The organism is Aquibium carbonis (assembly GCF_003970795.1).
GTDB lineage: Bacteria > Pseudomonadota > Alphaproteobacteria > Rhizobiales > Rhizobiaceae > Aquibium > Aquibium carbonis.
In genome coordinates, this window is record NZ_RWKW01000056.1 from 71,722 (window position 1) to 89,173 (window position 17,452).

Annotated in this window: 15 protein-coding genes; 9 read left to right on the forward strand and 6 right to left on the reverse strand. The window is 66.6% G+C overall.

Features of this window, described 5'->3' with window-relative positions; genetic code table 11:
- Positions 1 to 313: 313 nt before the first annotated feature.
- Genes EJC49_RS15905 through EJC49_RS15940 form a run of 8 tightly spaced genes read left to right on the forward strand, consistent with a single transcriptional unit; the run spans position 314 to position 8,666 of the window.
- Positions 314 to 1,348: an ABC transporter substrate-binding protein gene (locus tag EJC49_RS15905; RefSeq protein WP_126700924.1), complete on the forward strand. Its 1,035-nt coding sequence runs from the start codon at positions 314 to 316 to the stop codon at positions 1,346 to 1,348.
- A 4-nt stretch (positions 1,349 to 1,352) separates the two neighbouring features.
- A complete protein-coding gene (locus tag EJC49_RS15910; protein WP_126700925.1) occupies positions 1,353 to 2,168 on the forward strand; it encodes an ABC transporter ATP-binding protein in 816 nt (271 codons plus the stop codon).
- A complete protein-coding gene (locus tag EJC49_RS15915; RefSeq protein WP_126700926.1) occupies positions 2,168 to 2,983 on the forward strand; it encodes an ABC transporter permease in 816 nt (271 codons plus the stop codon). Before EJC49_RS15910 ends, EJC49_RS15915 begins: the two co-directional genes overlap by 1 nt.
- 37 nt (positions 2,984 to 3,020) lie before the next feature.
- A complete protein-coding gene (locus EJC49_RS15920) occupies positions 3,021 to 4,382 on the forward strand; it encodes an FAD-dependent oxidoreductase (RefSeq protein ID WP_126700927.1) in 1,362 nt (453 codons plus the stop codon).
- Positions 4,379 to 5,539: a CaiB/BaiF CoA transferase family protein gene (locus EJC49_RS15925; protein WP_126700928.1), complete on the forward strand. Its 1,161-nt coding sequence runs from the start codon at positions 4,379 to 4,381 to the stop codon at positions 5,537 to 5,539. Before EJC49_RS15920 ends, EJC49_RS15925 begins: the two co-directional genes overlap by 4 nt.
- On the forward strand, positions 5,536 to 6,309 hold the full coding sequence (locus EJC49_RS15930; protein ID WP_126700929.1) for an enoyl-CoA hydratase-related protein: 774 nt from the start codon (positions 5,536 to 5,538) through the stop codon (positions 6,307 to 6,309). Before EJC49_RS15925 ends, EJC49_RS15930 begins: the two co-directional genes overlap by 4 nt.
- A gap of 39 nt (positions 6,310 to 6,348) precedes the next feature.
- On the forward strand, positions 6,349 to 7,272 hold the full coding sequence (locus EJC49_RS15935) for a LysR family transcriptional regulator (protein WP_126700930.1): 924 nt from the start codon (positions 6,349 to 6,351) through the stop codon (positions 7,270 to 7,272).
- Entirely contained in the window at positions 7,269 to 8,666 is a 1,398-nt protein-coding gene (locus EJC49_RS15940) for an amidohydrolase family protein (RefSeq protein ID WP_126700931.1), read from the forward strand. The genes EJC49_RS15935 and EJC49_RS15940 overlap by 4 nt, the downstream gene beginning before the upstream one ends.
- Here EJC49_RS15940 and fdxA read toward each other — a convergent pair.
- The 5 genes from fdxA to EJC49_RS15965 all read right to left on the reverse strand — a co-directional run bounded on the left by fdxA (position 8,654) and on the right by EJC49_RS15965 (position 14,000).
- The gene (gene fdxA, locus EJC49_RS15945) at positions 8,654 to 8,998 is read right to left on the reverse strand and encodes a ferredoxin (protein WP_126700932.1); all 345 of its coding nucleotides are present in this window, start codon (positions 8,996 to 8,998) and stop codon (positions 8,654 to 8,656) included. The genes EJC49_RS15940 and fdxA overlap by 13 nt on opposite strands.
- Positions 8,999 to 9,108: 110 nt before the next feature.
- A complete protein-coding gene (locus EJC49_RS15950) occupies positions 9,109 to 10,167 on the reverse strand; it encodes a lipocalin-like domain-containing protein (RefSeq protein ID WP_126700933.1) in 1,059 nt (352 codons plus the stop codon).
- A complete protein-coding gene (locus EJC49_RS15955) occupies positions 10,157 to 12,556 on the reverse strand; it encodes an FtsX-like permease family protein (protein ID WP_126700934.1) in 2,400 nt (799 codons plus the stop codon). Before EJC49_RS15955 ends, EJC49_RS15950 begins: the two co-directional genes overlap by 11 nt.
- A complete protein-coding gene (locus tag EJC49_RS15960) occupies positions 12,553 to 13,209 on the reverse strand; it encodes an ABC transporter ATP-binding protein (RefSeq protein WP_126700935.1) in 657 nt (218 codons plus the stop codon). Before EJC49_RS15960 ends, EJC49_RS15955 begins: the two co-directional genes overlap by 4 nt.
- A 107-nt stretch (positions 13,210 to 13,316) precedes the next feature.
- Positions 13,317 to 14,000 carry a spermidine synthase gene (locus EJC49_RS15965; RefSeq protein WP_126700936.1) on the reverse strand — a complete coding sequence of 228 codons (684 nt, stop codon included), beginning with the start codon at positions 13,998 to 14,000 and terminating at the stop codon, positions 13,317 to 13,319.
- A gap of 172 nt (positions 14,001 to 14,172) precedes the next feature.
- On the opposite strand from EJC49_RS15965, the gene EJC49_RS15970 reads away from it, so the two are divergent.
- Positions 14,173 to 14,925, forward strand: a complete 753-nt coding sequence (locus tag EJC49_RS15970) for an enoyl-CoA hydratase/isomerase family protein (RefSeq protein WP_126700937.1) — start codon at positions 14,173 to 14,175, stop codon at positions 14,923 to 14,925.
- A 6-nt stretch (positions 14,926 to 14,931) separates the two neighbouring features.
- Here EJC49_RS15970 and EJC49_RS15975 read toward each other — a convergent pair whose 3' ends face one another.
- Positions 14,932 to 17,415, reverse strand: coding sequence for an EAL domain-containing protein (locus tag EJC49_RS15975; RefSeq protein WP_170314743.1), 2,484 nt, complete (start codon positions 17,413 to 17,415; stop codon positions 14,932 to 14,934).
- Positions 17,416 to 17,452: the final 37 nt, after the last annotated feature.

Sequence of the window (17,452 nt, forward strand, 5' to 3'; positions counted from 1 at the left end):
TCTTGCAGCCAATAGTCGGGGCGGCTCCAGCAATGGCGTTGGTCGTCCCTGACGGCTTGAGAGCCAAAGCTGGCGAAAGTCCAGCCGCGGCCACGCGGCGCTCGTCCGGAAGGGAGATGGCCGCATATTGCCCTGCGCCATGGGCTTCAGGTCATCGCCTTAGCCGTGAACGCCTTGAGCGTTGCCAGATCGGCAATGGCCGGTCCTAATCTTTCTACTTTATTCGAACGACCGGACGCCACATCATCTGCCCCGACCCGAGAGCTAAGCCGGCGCACGGGAACGCGCCAGGGTCCATCAACGGGAGATCGACATGCCTGAATTCCGCAGCACGCGCCGTCAATTCCTCCAGACTGCCGCCACGGTCGGCGGTCTGGTCGCCACCCACAGCCTGATCAACGTCACGCGCGCTTCCGCGCAATCGCCTGCCAAAGTCAACATGCAGCTCGGTTGGCTCGCGTCCAACGGCATTCTGGGCGAGGTCGTCGCCAAGGCGAAGGGCTTCTATGCCGAGCAGGGTGTCGAGCTCGAGATCACGGCCGGCGGTCCCAACGTCGACGGCGTGGCCAGCGTCGCCTCCGGTCAGGCAATGGTGGGACAGACGTCCTCCAGCCCCTCCGTCATGCTCGCCCGCTCCGCCGGCATTCCCATCAAGGCGATCGCGGGCGGCTACCAGAAGCACCCCTTCACCTATTTCTCGCTCGCCAAGGACGCCATCCGCGAGCCGAAGGACATGATCGGCAAGACCATCGCCACACAGCCGACGGCCTATATCCTGGCGCGCGCCCTTCTGGCCAAGAACGGTATCTCCGAAGACCAGGTGACGCTCGTCAACATGGGCGCCGACATGAACCAGCTCCTCACCGGCCAGGCCCAGGCCGTCACCGGCTGGCTCACCAACACCAATGCACTGAAGATCCTGGGCGACGACCGCGTCGACATGATGCTGTGGGACACCGGCATCCAGCTCTATGCGAACGTCTATTTCGCCAACGACAAGGCCATCGCCGAGACGCCGGACGTGCTGGCGAAATTCATCACCGGTTCTGCGATGGGCTGGGGCTACGCCAAGGAAAATCCCGAAGAGGCCGTCGAGATGCTGGTCGCCGCCTACCCGAACCTCGACAAGGCGAGCGAGCTCGAAGCCGTCAAGCCCGTCCTGGAGTTCAGCTTCGGCGAAACCACCAAGGCGGATGGATGGGGCACGATGAACCGCGCCAACTGGGAAGCGCAGCTCAAGACCTATGCGGATCTCGACCAGTTCAAGGGCTCCGTGCCGACGGTCGACGACATCATGACGCTGTCGATCCTCGAAGCCACCGCCGACATCCGCAAGAAGGTTGGCTGAGGTCATGAACGCGAGCGCGCTGGCCCGATCGGCCGCCATGCCCGCGGCATCCGAGGACAAGGCGAACGTGGCGGTTTCGGTTCGCGACGTCGACGTCGTGTTCGGCGAACGGGACAGCGCCGTCACGGCGCTGTCGGGGGTGTCGGTCGACATCCCCGCCGGCTCCCTCGTCACCATGCTCGGGCCGTCCGGCTGCGGAAAATCCACCCTGCTGCGCGCCATCGCCGATCTCGTGCCGCTCAGGTCGGGCGAGATCACCGTGCTGGGCAGGTCGCCGGAACAGGCCAGGCGCGAGCGCAACTTCTCCTTCGTCTTCCAGGACGCCACACTGCTTCCCTGGCGCAACGCCATCGACAACGTCCGCCTGCCTCTCGAGGTTGGCGGCGGCGGATCGGCCCACGCCGAACCCGCCGAACTGCTCGAGCTCGTGGGCCTCAAGGGACGCGAGAAGGCGCTTCCGTCCGAGCTCTCCGGCGGCATGCGGCAGCGCGTGGCAATTGCCCGTGCTCTCGTCTCGCGTCCGAAGATTCTCCTGATGGACGAGCCCTTCGGGGCGCTTGACGAAATCACGCGTGACAAGCTCAACGAGGAACTGCTCCGGATTTGGCGCGAGACCGGCACGACGATCATGTTCGTCACCCATTCGATCCCCGAAGCCGCCTTCCTCGGCCAGCACGTGCTCGTGCTCGCCTCCCACCCCGGCCGCGTGAAGGAGTTCGTGACGGTCGACCTTCCCGCGCAGCGCCACCTCGCCATGCGCGACACGCTCGAATTCGTGCAGATCACGGCGCATCTGCGCCGCCTTCTGGAGGAATGCTGATGGCCGACGTCGCACATCGATCCGCTGCCCTGCCGCAGAACGGTTTCTTTGGCTTCGCCGACCGTTTCCGCGACAAGCTGCCGGCGCTGCTGGCCGTGATCGGGCTCATCGGAAGCTGGCAGTTCGTCGTGTGGGCTTTCTCGGTGCCGACCTACATGGCGCCCGGCCCGTTGGACGTGCTGCGATCCTTCCGCGACGACGGCTGGACGCTGTGGAGCAATTTTTGGCCGACGCTGTTCGAAGCCGTGCTCGGCTTCATCTTCGGCAACCTCATCGCCATCCTTCTGGCAATCTGGTTCGTCCACTCGCGGACCGCCGAAAAGGCCTTCTATCCGATCGCCGTCTTCATCAACACGATCCCGATCATCGCGGTGGCGCCGATCCTCGTCCTCATCTTCGGCAGCGGATACCTGCCCAAGATCATCATCGCCGCGCTGATCTGTTTCTTCCCGACGCTGGTCAACATGGTGCGCGGCCTGAAGGCGGTCACGCCCGCCACGCTCGACCTGATGCGGGTTCTGTCCGCCTCGCAGTCCGAGATCTTCTGGAAGGTACGCATCCAGAGTTCCCTGCCCTTCCTTTTCGCCGCGCTGAAGATCGCCAGTACGACCTGCGTCATCGGCGCGATCGTGGCGGAGTGGATCGGCTCCAATTTCGGGCTTGGCGCGCTGATCATCGAAGCCACCTACAATTTCCGCTCGCCGTTGCTCTACGCGACGGTCTTCACGGCGGCCTTGCTCGCCGTGATGCTCTTCACCCTCGTCTCGATCGCCGAGACGCGCCTCATCAGGTGGAAGGCGTCCGACGTCCACTGAGACGGGACGGCCTGCCAAACGAAACCGGAGGAACATCATGGTACCCGTGACCATCAAGGAAGCCGCGCGCGAAGCGAAGGTGGCCGACCGCTCTGACGTCGTCGTGGTCGGCGGCGGACCGGCCGGCATTTCGGCGGCGGTATCGGCTGCACGCAACGGCGCCAGCGTCACCCTGCTCGAGCGCTATCCCTATCTCGGCGGCCTCGCCTCCGGCGGCATGGTGCTGGTGCTGGACGACATGCACAATGGCGAGGAAGTCACCGTGCGCGGCATCTGCATGGAGATGATCGACCGGATGCGATCCTGGGGTCTGTGCGTCACCCCGCCGGAAGAGGATCTGAAGCCGGGCGTCCGCGAGACGGAGGCGATGTGGCGCAAATGGGCGCGCTGGGGCCTGTTCGATTTCCATACGCAGACGATGCCGCACCCCGCCTGCTTCGCCGCCGCCTTCGATCCCGACGCCTTCAAGCGCGCCTCCTACGCCGTCATCGGCGATGCCGGCGTCAAGCTACGCGCGCATTCCTGGTTCTCCTCCGCGATTGTCGAGGACGGCGCCATCAAGGGTGTGGTCTGCGAGACCAAGGAGGGCCGCCAGGCTATCCTCGGCGACGTGGTGATCGATGCGACGGGCGACCTCGACGTCGCGTCGAGCGCCGGCGCGAAATCGCAGGAGAGCTCGTTCATCCTGACGACCGTCTCGCGCTGGGGCGGTGTCGACACCGATCGCGCCGAGGCTTTTCAGTTCGAGAAGCTGGAGGAGTTCGCGAAACTCGACCACGAGGCCAAGCGCATCATCGGCGGCTGCTGGAATTTCTGGTGGCTGAAGACACCGCTGCCCGGCGTGGTGTGGCTCAATTGCCCGCACGTGCCCAAGCTGCACGGGCTGAAGGTCGCCGACTTGACCGCGGTCGAACTCGAAGGCCGCGCCCGCATGGAGCGCCTGATGACCTTCGCCCGCGAGAACATGCCGGGCTTCGAGAGGGCCTATGTCGTCGACTTCGCGCCGCAGACGGGCGTGCGCCAGACGCGCATGCTGGAAGGCGAATACGTCGTGACCAAGGACGACGTGATGCAGCGCCGCCATTTCGCCGACACGGTTTGCCGCGGCCGCGACTACTACACGCCTTACCGCGCCATGCTGCCGCGCGAGGTCGACCAGCTGATCGTCGCCGGCCGGCACTATTCCGCGACGCCGCAGGCGCAGAAGTCGAGCCGTGAGATCCCGCCTTGCATGGCCATGGGCGAGGCGGCCGGCATCGCCGCCACCGTCGCGCTCAATGCCGGCGTCAAGGTCCGCCATGCTGACGTGGCGGCCATCCAGCGCCAGATGCGCGCGCAGGGCGCCGATCCGGGCGACGTGCCGTCCGAAAACGCCATGCTTCTGGAGGCCGCGGAATGAACCACCTCCCGCTCGACGGCATCAAGGTGATCGACTTCACCCAGGTGATGATGGGGCCGTGCTGCACCCAGATGCTCGCCGACTATGGCGCCGACGTCATCAAGATCGAGAAGGACAAGATCGGCGACCTGTCGCGCTGGTCTCTGGGCTCGGACCCGGACGGGTTGAACAACCCGATCTTCTGCTCGCTCAACCGCAACAAGAAGAGCGTCGCGCTCGACCTGAAGTCGGACGAGGCGAAGACGCAGGTGCTCGAAATCCTCGACGGCGCCGACGTCGTCGTCAGCAATTTTCGTCCGGGCGTCATGGAGCGGATGGGCTTCGGCTACGAGGACCTCAAGGCGCGCAACCCCGGCATCATCTTCGCCATCGGCTCCGGTTTCGGGCTCGAAGGTCCCAACGTCCACAAGGGCGGCCAGGACGTTCTGGCCCAGGCGATGACCGGCGTCATGGCGCGCAAGTCCGACGCGTCGCTGCCCACCGCCATCTACTCCACCGCGCTGTGCGACTACTCCGCCGGCATGCATCTGGTCCAGGGCGTGCTGCTGGCACTCCTGCAACGTCAGAAGACCGGGCTCGGCCAGGTTGTCTCCGTCTCGCTCTACAACTCCATGCTCGCCATGCAGATGCAGGAAGGCGCCGCCCACATGATGCGCGGCAAGGACCTGAACTGGGGCGCCTTTCCGCTGACCGGGGTCTTCGAGACCACCGACCGGCCGATCGTCATGGTCGGCGCCTTCAAGCAGAACCCGCTGCGCGACATCTGCGAGGCGCTGGAGATCGACGACTTGTCGACCGAGGAGCGCTTCGCCGATCTCGACCGGCAAATGGAGCACAAGGCCGAGCTCCAGGCCGTGTTCCGCAAGCGCTTCGCCGAGATGGGATGCGATCACTGGCTCGCCCGGCTGGAGAAGGTCGATATCCTCTGCGCGCCGGTGCGCACGCTGGCCGAGGCGCTCGAGGACGAACAGACGCTGGTCAACCGCATGATCCTCGACGCCGGCTACACGCCGGCGGGCCCGATCCGGCTGATCGGCAGCCCGATCGACATGTCGGCGGCCCCGGTCGCGGTCCGGCAGGCGCCGCCGCGTCTCGGCCAGCACAATGACGAGGTGCTCGGCACCCTCTCCGGCGAGCGTCTCAGGGGCGTGGCATGAGCGTCCGGCTCGACATTGCCGACCGCGTCGCGCGTGTCGTCATCGATCGCGCCGATCGGCTGAACGCCATCGATCCGGCTCATGAATCCGAACTCGAGGCCGCCTGGCAGGAACTCGAACGACGCCGCGACATCTCCTGCATCGTCCTCACTGGTGCGGGTGAAAAGGCCTTCTGCGTCGGCGCCGACATGAAGGACGTCGGCAAGTCGGGACTGGAATACTGGGCCGACGCGCGGCCATATGGCTTCGGCGGCATCGCCTATCGCCGCACGCTGGACATCCCGGTGATCGCGCGCGTCAACGGGTACGCGCTCGGCGGCGGCTTCGAGATGGTGCTCGGCTGCGACATCGTGGTGGCTTCCGAGAAGGCTCAATTCGGCCTGCCCGAGGGACGGGTCGGGCGCATGCCGCTCGACGGCGGCATGGTGCTGCTCCAGCGCAAGATCCCGCACAATCTCGCCATGGGTGTCATGCTGACCGGCCGCCGTTTCTCGGCTGCCGAAATGGCCGGCTTCGGCATCGTCAACGAGGTCGCGCCGGCCGACCAGCTGGACCGGGTGGTGGACCGCTGGGTGGCCGACATCGTCGCCAACGCGCCGCTCTCGCTGCGCGCCATCAAGCAGACGGTCAATCGCACCGGCCACCTTTCTCCGGCCGAGGCTCAGGCGCTGCGGACCCCCGCCCTGGTTGCCGCGCTCGCCAGCGAAGACGCCACCGAGGGTGTGCGCGCCTTCAACGAAAAGCGTGCGCCGGTCTGGAAGGGACGTTAGGCTCGCCCTGACCATCATCAGGAGGAGCGACCCGCCATCATGCATGCCGCCGTCTTGCGCTACTTCGTCGCCGTGGCGCGCGCGGGCTCGATCCGCAAGGCCTCGGAGGAACTGCACGTCGCCAGTTCCGCCGTCAGCCGCCAGATCCAGAAGATCGAGGACGAACTCGGCACGCCCTTGTTCGAGCGGCTTCCGAGCGGCCTGCGCCTCACCCGGGCCGGCCAGATCGCGCTGCGCCACGCACGCGAGACGCTTCACCAGTTCGACATCATGCGCGGCGAGCTGGGCGACCTGAAGGGCAAGAAGACCGGTCGCGTCCATATCGCCTGCCTCGACAGCCTCTCGGTCCAGTTCCTGCCCGAACGGGTGATGAGTTTCCACCAGCTTCACCCGGCGATCGACCTCAGGATCCGCAACGACAACTACAGCCAGATATTCGGCTTCGTCGCCGACGGCGATGTCGACGTGGGCATCACTTTCGATCTCGCCCGACCCGAAGACATCCGCCGCGTCGCGGGCGTGCCGATGCCGCTGATGGCCATGGTTTCGCGCAGCCATCCTCTGGCGAGGTCGAAGTCCGTCACCCTTCAGGAGTGCGCGCAGTTCAATCTGCTCCTCCAGCTCGACAACGAGGTGATGAGCTCGATGATCTCCATCGAACTCGCAGCTCTCGACCGCACCGGCCGCACGCTCGTCGCCACCAACAACCAGATGATGCTGAAGCCGCTCATCCTGGCCGGTGTCGGCGTCGCCTTCTTTACGCCGATCGGCCTCCTGAACGAACTGCGCGACGGCAGCGTCGTGGCCCTGCCGATCGCCGGTTCCCGTCTCCAGGAGCTGGAAATCTCCGTCATGGTTCCTCGCAACCGTCCCTTGACGGGCGCCACGCAGGCTTTCGTGGACTATATCGCGGCCGAACTGGTCGCCTACAGCAAGGACATCCACGAGGTCTTGAACCGATGAGCGTGACCATCGCCGTCGAGCGCTATCTGCCGACGCCGGGACATGCGCCCGCATTGCGCGACGTCGTGGTCACGGCCGGCGCCGACGGCCTGGCCGTCACCGGCAACAGCGTCGCCGGCCCTGGCCTGCTCGCGCTCCCCGCCCCCGTCAACGCCCACGACCACGGCTACGGCATCCGGCCCTTCGATTTCGGCGGCCTGGACGATGCGCTGGAACCTTGGATCCCGTTCATGCGGCTTCGCCCGCCCACGGATCCCTACCTGGAAGCACTCGTCGCGTTCGGCCGGATCGCCAGATCGGGTTGCGGCGCGACGATGCACTGCCACAATTCGCTCAACGTGGCGACGCTGGTCGACCAAGCGGGCCACGTGGTTCGGGCGGCGCGCGATGTCGGCATCCGGCTCGGGCTGTCCTGCCCCCTCCTCGACGATTCGCCCTTCGTCTATGGCGGGCTTCCGCAGCTGCTGCCGGGCCTTTCCGCTGCCGACTGCACGCGGGTCGAAAGTCTCGCGCCAACCTACGCACCGATCGCGGAGCAGATTGCCGCTGTCGACGCCATCGCCAAGGCGCATGACTCCGAGATGGTCGACGTTCAATACGGCCCGATCGGCCCGCAATGGGCGAGCAACGCGCTCCTCGAAGCCATTGCCGACGCATCGGCGCGCACCGGCCGGCGGATCCACATGCACCTGCTGGAAAGCCCGCGCCAGCGCGCATGGCTCGACCGCAGGTTCCCGCAAGGGGTTGTGAAGTTTCTCGACGAGATCGGCTTCCTTTCGCCACGGCTGGCGGTGGCGCATGGCGTGCAGCTCCGCCGCGACGAATGCGAACTGCTGGCAGAGCGCGGCGTCATCCTCGCCAGCAATCCCTCGGCCAACTTGCGCCTGCGCTCCGGCGTCGCACCCATGGAGGCGATCCGCGCCGCCGGGCTTTCCTGCGCCATCGGTCTGGACGGAACGGGCTTCGACGACGACCAGGACATCTGGCGAGAGATGCGCCTGTTCCATCTCCTGCATGGCGGACGCGGGCTGGAACCAGCGATCCCGACGACCGGGATTTTCGACGCCGCGATCCTGCGCGGTGCCGCCGTCGTCAACCAGGCGCCGGCCCGCGATCTCGTGGTCGTCGACTACGCCGCCATGGTGGAAGACGCCATGTTCGATGACCTCGACGAGGCGCAGATGCTGCTCGGCCGCATGACAGCCGGCCAGGTGCGCGGCCTTGTCGTCGGCGGTCGCACGATCATCGAGAGCGGCCGACTGGTCACGGTCGATTTCGAGGTGGCGCATCAGGAGCTGGTCGCGCAAGCGCGCGCCGCAGCCGCGAAGCTCGGTCACCAGCGCGACAATGCCCGTTTCCTGTCGGAAGTGGTCCGGCGGCACTACGCGGACTGATCGCCGGGCGGTCGAGTCCAGCCGGCCACGAGCGGATGATCCAGTTCCGTCCTGCGGGTCATGTCCCAGCCGCCGGGGGAGTGCCAGCCCGTCACCTCGTCCCCGAAAAAGTCGCGGTTGACCGCTTCGAACGGCTTGTGGTGCGGCTTCATCTCGCCGTCCCAGACAATCGCATCGACCGGGCAGATCGACAGGCAGAGCCCGCAATTGATGCACTCGTCGGGATGAATGTAGAACATCCGGCCGCCTTCGTAGATGCAGTCGACGGGACAGGCGGCCGTGCAGGCGCCGTCCTTCACGTCGATGCAGGGCTCGGTGATGATGTAGGCCATCGCGCCTGTTCGGTCTCCTCAACGCGAAGAGTGTTGCAGCCGTGGGCGTTCCAAACAATCATCGATTGTCGTCCTCTGCGTTGCCAAAAAGGCAGCGGAACGGACCCTCGCTAAGGCGTCTCGTAGCCGGTCATCTCCAGGTACCCGCGGCCGTCGTGACTGCCGCTCACGACCACCGACCCCTCCCAGTAGGAGACGGCCAGGTCCATCCAGGCCTGGCTGTTCAAGGCGGCCACCGTCACGTCCAGTCCCCGGTCCGCCAAGGTCACGCGCCAGCGGGTCGGAACGTCGCGGCCAGCGACCCGGCTCACCTCGAGAGGTGTCGCCTCCAGCGCGCCGTCGCCATAGGGCGTCGCCGTGCCGTCGGCCTCGATCCACGTCGCGGACGTGAAATCGCCGCCGGTCTCGTCACGCAGCCGAAAGCCCATCAGCTTGTCGCCGCTCGCAAAGGACAGCGAAAACCAGTCCCAGCCCGACTGGTTCTCGCCAAGCGGCTGCGACGACCATTCCCGGTCGAGCCAGGCGGAGCCGCGCACAGGCACCTCGCCCTCCGGCAATGTCAGCGTGCCCTCCACCTCGAAGAAGGGCTGCGAATAGTAGTGGCTCGCCTGTCCGGCCGCGGACTTGACCGAATAGCCGTCCTGGCCATGGAAGACGAACGGGCCATTGGCGCGCATCGTGACGTCATAGGCGAAGTCCTTACCCGTCGCCGACAATTGCACCGAGCCCAGGAGGTCGCCCGCCATCCGCCAGTCGTCGATCCAGGCCTCGAAGGGCGCTGCCGTCACGCCGGCTTGCCCGGTCCCGCCGCGCCCGAAGCGCTCGGCGGCCTTGTGCATCGTGGCGCTCGTCACCGCCGCATGACCGAACCACACTTGCGGGCTCCCCCAGCCTTCTGCCTCCCCTGGCTTCAGCCCGGAGCGGAACAGCGTCCACTGCAGGCCGTAGGCGGTGCCGTCCGGACCCTCCAGGTTCGCGGTCAGGTACCACCACTCGATCCGGAAATCGGGATGCGCCCCATGATCCTGCGGGAAGGCGAAAGCGTATCCGGGCTGCGGCATGGCAAATCCGTCGGCATCTGTGCCGAGCCCGGCGAAACCCTGCGCGAGGGCCGCACCACCGCCGACGAGCCAGAAGAACAGGAGGAGCGAGCGGAGCTTAGCGTTCATGGGCAAAGACCTTGAGCAGGCTCGCCGGCTCCATGCGCGACAGTCGCCACGCCGGCCACGACGCCGCCGCAGCCGCGGCGACGAGCGTCAGCAGAACCAGTTGGGCATATTCGAACGGGAACAGAAACATCGGCAGTTGCCAGCCGAAGGCTTCGACATTGACGACGGCGAGCAGCACCCAGGCCAGCAGCAGACCAAGCGGTATGGCAAGCACTGCGGTCAGGAGCGCAAGCAGCACCGTACGCAGCACTTCCAGCCAGGCCAGTCGCCGTTGCGTCACACCCATCGCCCAGACAGGAGCCAACTGCGGGAGGCGCATTGCCGCCAGCGTCAGAAGGCTCATCAGGATGGAGAAGGCTGCGACCGCCAGCGTCAGCACGTTGAGCGCTCCCGTGACCGAAAACGTGCGCTCGAACACCGACAGCGAGAACCGCTTGATGGCCACCTGGTCGATGATCGACGAGGACGGCAGGCCGAACGCCTCGACGAGTGCACGGCGCAGTGTTTCGGCATCCTCCGTCCGCAGCCCGAACCGCGCCGGCAGGACCGAAGGATGGGCTTGGCGGAACAAGGCTTCGGCGACGATCGCCTGGCCGATCGGATTGCCGTAGTCGCCGACGATGCCTGCGATGGGCAGCGTTGTGCCCGGTGCAACCGCCAGGCTGTCGCCGAGCCGAAGGCCAGCACGTCGGGACAGCTGCTCGTTGACGATCACTGCTTCACCCTTCGCTACCTGATCCCAGGCATCGGGGGCAGCTTCGAGGAAGCGCCAGTTCTCGCGATAGGTCGCGCCAACCCGCGCGCCGTAGAGTTCGGCCGGCAGGCCGGCCAGTTCGGTCTCGACCGACAGGATCGGCAGAACTTCGTCGGCGCGCGCTTCGAGGAAGCGTTCCAGCGCCACTCGGTCCCGAACGGCTGCCGCATCGACATAGAGTTCGGCCGACAGGCGCTGGTCGAGGAACCCGACGAAGGTCAGGCGGAAGCTCGACACCATGGTGGACACGCCCACATTCGCGGCCATGGCGAGCAGCAACGCCATCAGCGCCAGGCTGAGGCCGGGCAGTTGCTGTCGGCTGTCGGCCCAGAACCATAGCGCCAGCACGCCCGATGACCAGGACTGCCCTACCTTGAGGATCAAGGCGAGACAGAGCGGCAGGGCAAGCGCGCCGCCGAGGAACAGGCATGCCAGGATGCCGAAGCCCGCCACCAGACCCGCCCCCTGCAAGGACAGCAGGACGGCCAGCGCGAAAAGGCCGATTGCCGCCGCCCCCTGGAGCGGTCGCCCGCGACCCGATGCGACGGCCCAGGCTCTGCCCCCGGCGCTGGCCAGGATCGGCATGCGCGAAAGGCGCCACAGCGCGCCGGCTGCTGCCACGAGCGCGCCGCCAATGGCCATGGCGAGGCCCGAAAGCCACCAGGCCGGGCGAATCTGCAAGGTGCCGGCGACATCCGCGCCGTAGAGACCCCGGATCGTCGCCGCGACGTCGGGCAGCAGGACGGCGGCGACGAGGTAGCCGAGCACGATCCCGATCGCCCCCGCCAGCGTCGCCAGCACGACGAGTTCCAGCACCATCAGCACGATCAGCCGGTCCAGTGGCACGCCAAGCGCACGCAGCGTTCGTACCATGCCACGCCGCTGTTCGAAGGCGAGCCCGATCGCCCCATGGACGATGAAGATGCCGACCGCGAAACTCAGGAAACCGAAGGCCGTCAGGTTGAGGTGGAAACTGTCGGTGAGCCGGCCCACATCGCTCGCGCCGTCGGCGCGTTGCAGGACGAGATCCGGCGCCACCTCGGCCAGGGGCCGCTGCCGAATCGGCTGGGCCAGGGCCAGGACGAGCCTGCTGACGAGGCCATCCCGATTGAGCAAGCGTTGCGCGACGGCGATGTCGGTGATCGCCGTCCCGGGCGCAATCGACGCGTCGGAAATCACCGGGTTCGACAATTCGGCGCGCAGCAGTTCGGCGGATTCGGGATGGGCCACAAGGGTTCCCTCTCCCAGGAAGTCGGCGAGATCCCTGCCGGCGATGGCCGCGCTGGCCGCGGTGCCCCCCGGCGCCGTCAGAGGCTCGACACCGACGAGCCGCAGCGTAACCGCCCCCACCCGCAATCGCCCCTCGACGATCGGGCTGACCAGCCATCCGGCACGGCGAAGCGCGACGAACCGATCCTGCGGCATGGTTTCGCCGGCCGCCGGCAACAACTGGTCCAGCTGCCCTTCGCCCAGCGTCGCCGCTGCCGCGTCGTAGCTGGCGCGGGCTTCCGAGTTGATCGCCTGCACCCCCGACCACAAAGCGGTCGCCAACGCCAGTCCGACGACGAGTGTGAGAAACTGCAGGGGATTGCGCGCCCAATGCGAGGCGAGAGCGGCAAGCGTGGCGCCGGTCATGCCACCCGGCCCTGGCTCAGATGAATGTTGCGGCCCAGCTTGCCGGCTAGCCTCGGCGAATGGGTCACCATCAGCAGCGCCGCCCCCGTCTCCGCAACGAGCGCGAGAAACTGGTCCATCACCTCGTCGGCCGTCTTCTCGTCGAGGTTGCCTGTCGGCTCGTCGGCGAGGATGAGCCGGGGGCTGGCGGCAAGCGTGCGCGCGATTGCCACGCGCTGCTGCTGTCCGCCAGACAGTTGTTCGGGGTACTTGCGGGTGTGGGCTTCGAGCCCGAGCGCCACGGTCAACCGGTCGAGGCGGGACTTGTCCACGGCCCCGCCGAGGCGTGCCTGAAAAGCGATGTTGGCCGCAACGTCGAGCGACGGAATCAGGTTGAATTGCTGGAAGACGATGCCGATCTTCGTCCGCCGCAACGCCGCGCGTCGACGATCATCGAGACCGGTCACGTCCTCGCCATCGAGAAGAATGTGTCCCCCGTCGGCGCGGTCAAGCCCCGCGACCAGATGGAGAAGCGTGCTTTTGCCCGAGCCGGACTCGCCCGTCAGCGCCAGGCTCTCGCCCCGGTCCAGCGCCAAGGTCACACCGCGCAGGACCGGCACTGGTCCCTCTGGTCCAGGAAAGGATTTGGTCAGGTCTTGGATATCGAGAAGCATGTGCCCAAGCTATTGCGCGCGGGTCGAATGAAAAGCCGTCAGGCGGCATTTCTTCGGGGGTTGGCCTGGTGTCCGGCTGCATCCGGCGCCGGATGGATAACTCGAAATCACCTGTGGCGTTCCGCAGGCACGGCCAGCCAGATCACGTGGCGCGCTCCACCACCGCCCCGCCGGGCGCGAGCCCGCGTTTCCTCGACGACGAACCCCGCTTGCCCGAGACGGCGGGTAAAACCGGAATCGGGCGCCGACGACCACACCGCAAGGACACCGCCGGGACGCAACGCCGTGCGCGCCGCCGCAAGCCCCGCATGGTCATACAGCGCGTCGTTTGCCTTGCGGCTGAGCCCCTCCGGCCCGTTGTCGACGTCGAGCAGGATCGCGTCATAGGCTCCCTTCGCAAGCCGGATCAGATCGATGACGTCGGTCTCGCGAACGGCGACGCGCGGATCGTCGAGACATCCCTCGAAAACGCCTGCCATCGGCCCGCGCGCCCAGGCGACGACTTCCGGCACCAGTTCGGCGACCGTCACGCGCGCGTCCCTCGGAAGGTCGGCAAGCGCCGCGCGCAAGGTGAAGCCCATGCCGAGCCCGCCTATGAGAATGTGTGGCGCGGCGCGACCGCCGATCCTGGCGCAGGCAAGCCGCGCAAGCGCTTCTTCCGAACCGCTCAACCGGCTGTTCATCAGTTCGTTGGTTCCAAGCATGATGGAGAACTCAGTGCCCCGCTGCTTGAGCCGCAATTCGTCGCCGCCGGGAACGCGGGCGCTGTCGAGGTGGATCCAGGGTATCATTCCCCTTCCATAGTCCGCCGCATCCGCCGCGACAACGCCGCTGCCGTCGACCGGGGAAAGGCATCGGCCGGATTACGGCTTGAACGCAGACGGTCCTCTCGTGCTATTGCGCCGTGTGAAACAAGTCCGCCGGCGTCCAGCGATCACCGGCCGGTTCGGGAGGTGACACGGCGTGCAGGAACTGGATTGCGTACGGGAAGGCGGCCTCCTCCTCCTGACCCTCAATGTGCCCGGCAAGAAGAACGCCCTGACGGATCTTCTGCGCGCCGAGCTGCAAAAGGCGATCGCGGACGCGCAGGACGACGCATCCGTCACTGCCATCCTCCTCAGCGGTGCCGCTGGCAGCTTCTCGTCGGGCGGCGACATCTCTGCCATGACGAGCGACCCCAAGGTCGCCAGGCGGCGCATGGCGATCCTGCACGACATCGCGCGCTTGCTGATCGCCGGGCGAAAGCCCTCGGTCGCGGCCGTGGCCGGCCCGGCATTCGGCGCCGGCTTCTCGCTTGCACTTTGCTGCGACGCCGTCATCGCCGATACCAGCGCGAAGTTCTGCGCCTCTTTCGGCCGCATCGGCCTGCCGCCGGATCTCGCGCTCGGCTGGACGCTGCCCAGCCGCGTCCCGGTCGCGAAAGCGCGGCAGTTGCTCCTGTCGGGTCGGGTCGTGGAGGCCGAGGAAGCCGGTGCGCTCGGCATCGCCGACGAGGTCGTCGAACCCGAGGCCCTCATGGAGACGGCCCGGCGCTGGGCGGCGGACCTGTCGGCGAACCTGCCGGGTCCCAAGGGGCACCTGAAAGCGCTGCTCGCCCTCGACACGCTCGACCGGGTGCTTGCCGCCGAAATGGAGGCCTACATCGCCTGCCTCGCCTCGCAGGAACACATTTCGGCGCGCGAAGCGTTCCTGTCGAAGGGGAAGACGCGGACCTGAAGCGTATCAGCCGCGACCGGCGCGCCGATCGACTTTCGGCTCCATCTGATCCAGCCGGCGCCGAACGATGTCCTCGATCGGCTCGGGCTTGTGGAACAGGTAGCCCTGCCCGAACTGCACGTTCATGTTGGCAAGGATTCCAAGGGTGGCCTCGTTCTCGATCTTCTCGGCGATGACGTCGTAGCCCAGCGAGCGAGCAACGCGGCTGATGGACCAGACGATCTGGCGGTCGAACCGGCTGGTCGGCAGGTTCTCGATGAAGGAGCCGTTTATCTTCAGGCTGTCGACGGGAAACCGCCGCAGATAGTCGAAGGAGGAAAGCCCCGCGCCGAAATCGTCGAGGCTGATCCGGCAGCCATAGCCCCGCGCCTGCCGCACGAACCGCTCCGCCGCTTCGAAGTTCGTGACCGCCGCAGTTTCGGTGATCTCGAACACGACGCATTGCGGGCTCGCGCGGCAATCCTGGACGAGGCCGTGCACATAGTCCCAAAGCGTCGCATCGCTCAAGGTCTGCGCCGAAAGGTTGAAGCCGACCGTAAGACCGCCGGGCCGCATGATGTGTCCATGGTCGCGCAGCACCTTGGCGATGATCCAGCGGTCGAGCGCGGCGGCGCGCCCGAAACGTTCCGCGGCGGGAATGAAGACCCCCGGGGGCACGCTGTTGCCTTGCCGGTCGACCAGGCGCGCCAGGATCTCGAGCTTTTCTCCCGGCTCGGTCGGGCTGGCAAGCGAGCGGATTTCCTGACCATAGAGCCTGAGGCGGCCATCCTCCTTGGCATCGGCGATATCGCCGACCAGCCGCGCCGCGGTCAGCCGGGATACGAGACGGCCTTCGTCCTGGGTGTGCGCGATCAGACAGTTGCGGCCCGCCGATTTCGCGGCGTAGCAGGCATCGTCCGCATGGGCGAGCACGTCGGGCGCGTGCAGCCCCTTTTCGGACACGACGATGATGCCCACGCTGGCGCCAAGGCGGCGGTAGTTCGCGTTGCTGCCGAGATCGGCGCCGCGGATGGCCGCAAGCACGGCCTGCGCGTGCAACTGCGCATCGGCATCTCCGGTGCAGTCCACGATGGCGGCGAATTCGTCGCCGCCCAGCCGCGCGACGACCGATCCGGCCGGCAAACTGTCGACGATGGACCGTGCGATCAGCACGAGTGCGCGGTCTCCTGCGGCATGGCCTGCGAAATCGTTCAGCGCCTTGAAGTGGTCGAGGTCGATGTAGAGAAGCGCGAAAGGCGAAGCCTCCGCCATCACGACGCGCGTTTCGAGAACTTCCTCGAATGCGGATCGGTTGAAGAGCGAAGTCAGAGAATCGTGGCGCGCGGCATAGGCGAGTTCGCGCTGCGTCTTCTGCTCGTCGGTCACGTCGAGCAGCGTGTGGACGAAGCCGCGTGTCAGGCCATCGGCGCGAGAGATGGAATTCGTCGTGCAGCGAACGAGGATTCCCTGCCCGTCGGCGCCTGGAAGCACGATCAGTCCGGCCGCCCGCGCATCGAATTCGGGCAGGCCGACGATCCTCGCATGCTGTGAGAAGAGTTCCTCGCTTTGGCGGCCGATCAAGCTGTCCGCGGCAAGCCCCAGCATCTCCGATGCCGCCGGGTTGGCAAAGGTGATGCGGCCCTCCTGATCGGCACTCACGACACCATCGCTGATGGAGGCCAGCGTCACACGCAGGCGGTGTTCCTCGATCCGCAGTGCTTCCGCCGCCATGACCTCCTCGGTCACGTCGCGCACCGTGCCGACAATGCTGCCATGCGGCGCCGGATCACTGGAAAACCGGGCGAGGGTCTCAAGGTGCCTCACCTCGCCGTCCGGACGCACGATGCGGTAGCGCATCTTTCGATCGCCGTGATCGAACAGCGACAGGTCGCCATGAGTCCTGATCGCCTCTTCACGGTCGTCGGGATGCAGGAAGCCGATCCAGGTCTTGCTCGGGACGGTGCCCTCCTTCGGCGGCAAGCCCATGATCAGGTGCGTATGGACATCCCAGAAGCTGAACTGCGTACCGATGTCATAGTACCAGATGCCAGTGCGGCTGGCCGAAAGCGCCAGCGAGAACCGTTCCTTGACGGCCGACAGCGCCGCCTCGGATGCTTTCTGGCTGCTGATGTCGGTCTGCACACCGACGACCCTTAGCGGGTTGCCCGCCTCGTCGCGTTCAACGACGCCGCCTCGGTCGAGCACCCACACCCAGTGACCCGCCTTGTGGCGAAGTCGCATCTCCACTTCGATCAGGGGCGTTTCACCGCGCAGGTGTCGCTCGCCGGTGGCGATCGAGTTGTCGCGATCCTCGGGATGCATCAGCGTCACCCAGAGATCGCCTGTTTGCGGCAGTTCTCCCGGCTCGTAGCCGAGCATCCGGAACCAGGTATCGGAATAGAGGCAGGTACCGGCGGGCAGGTTCCAATCCCACACGCCAAGACCGGCCCGCTCCAGTGCGTGCGCCCAGACATCCGTACCAAGGGATTGAGACGCGTCGGTCACCCCCATTTCATGCTCCCGGCAATTCGCCTTGTCGTTGCACGGG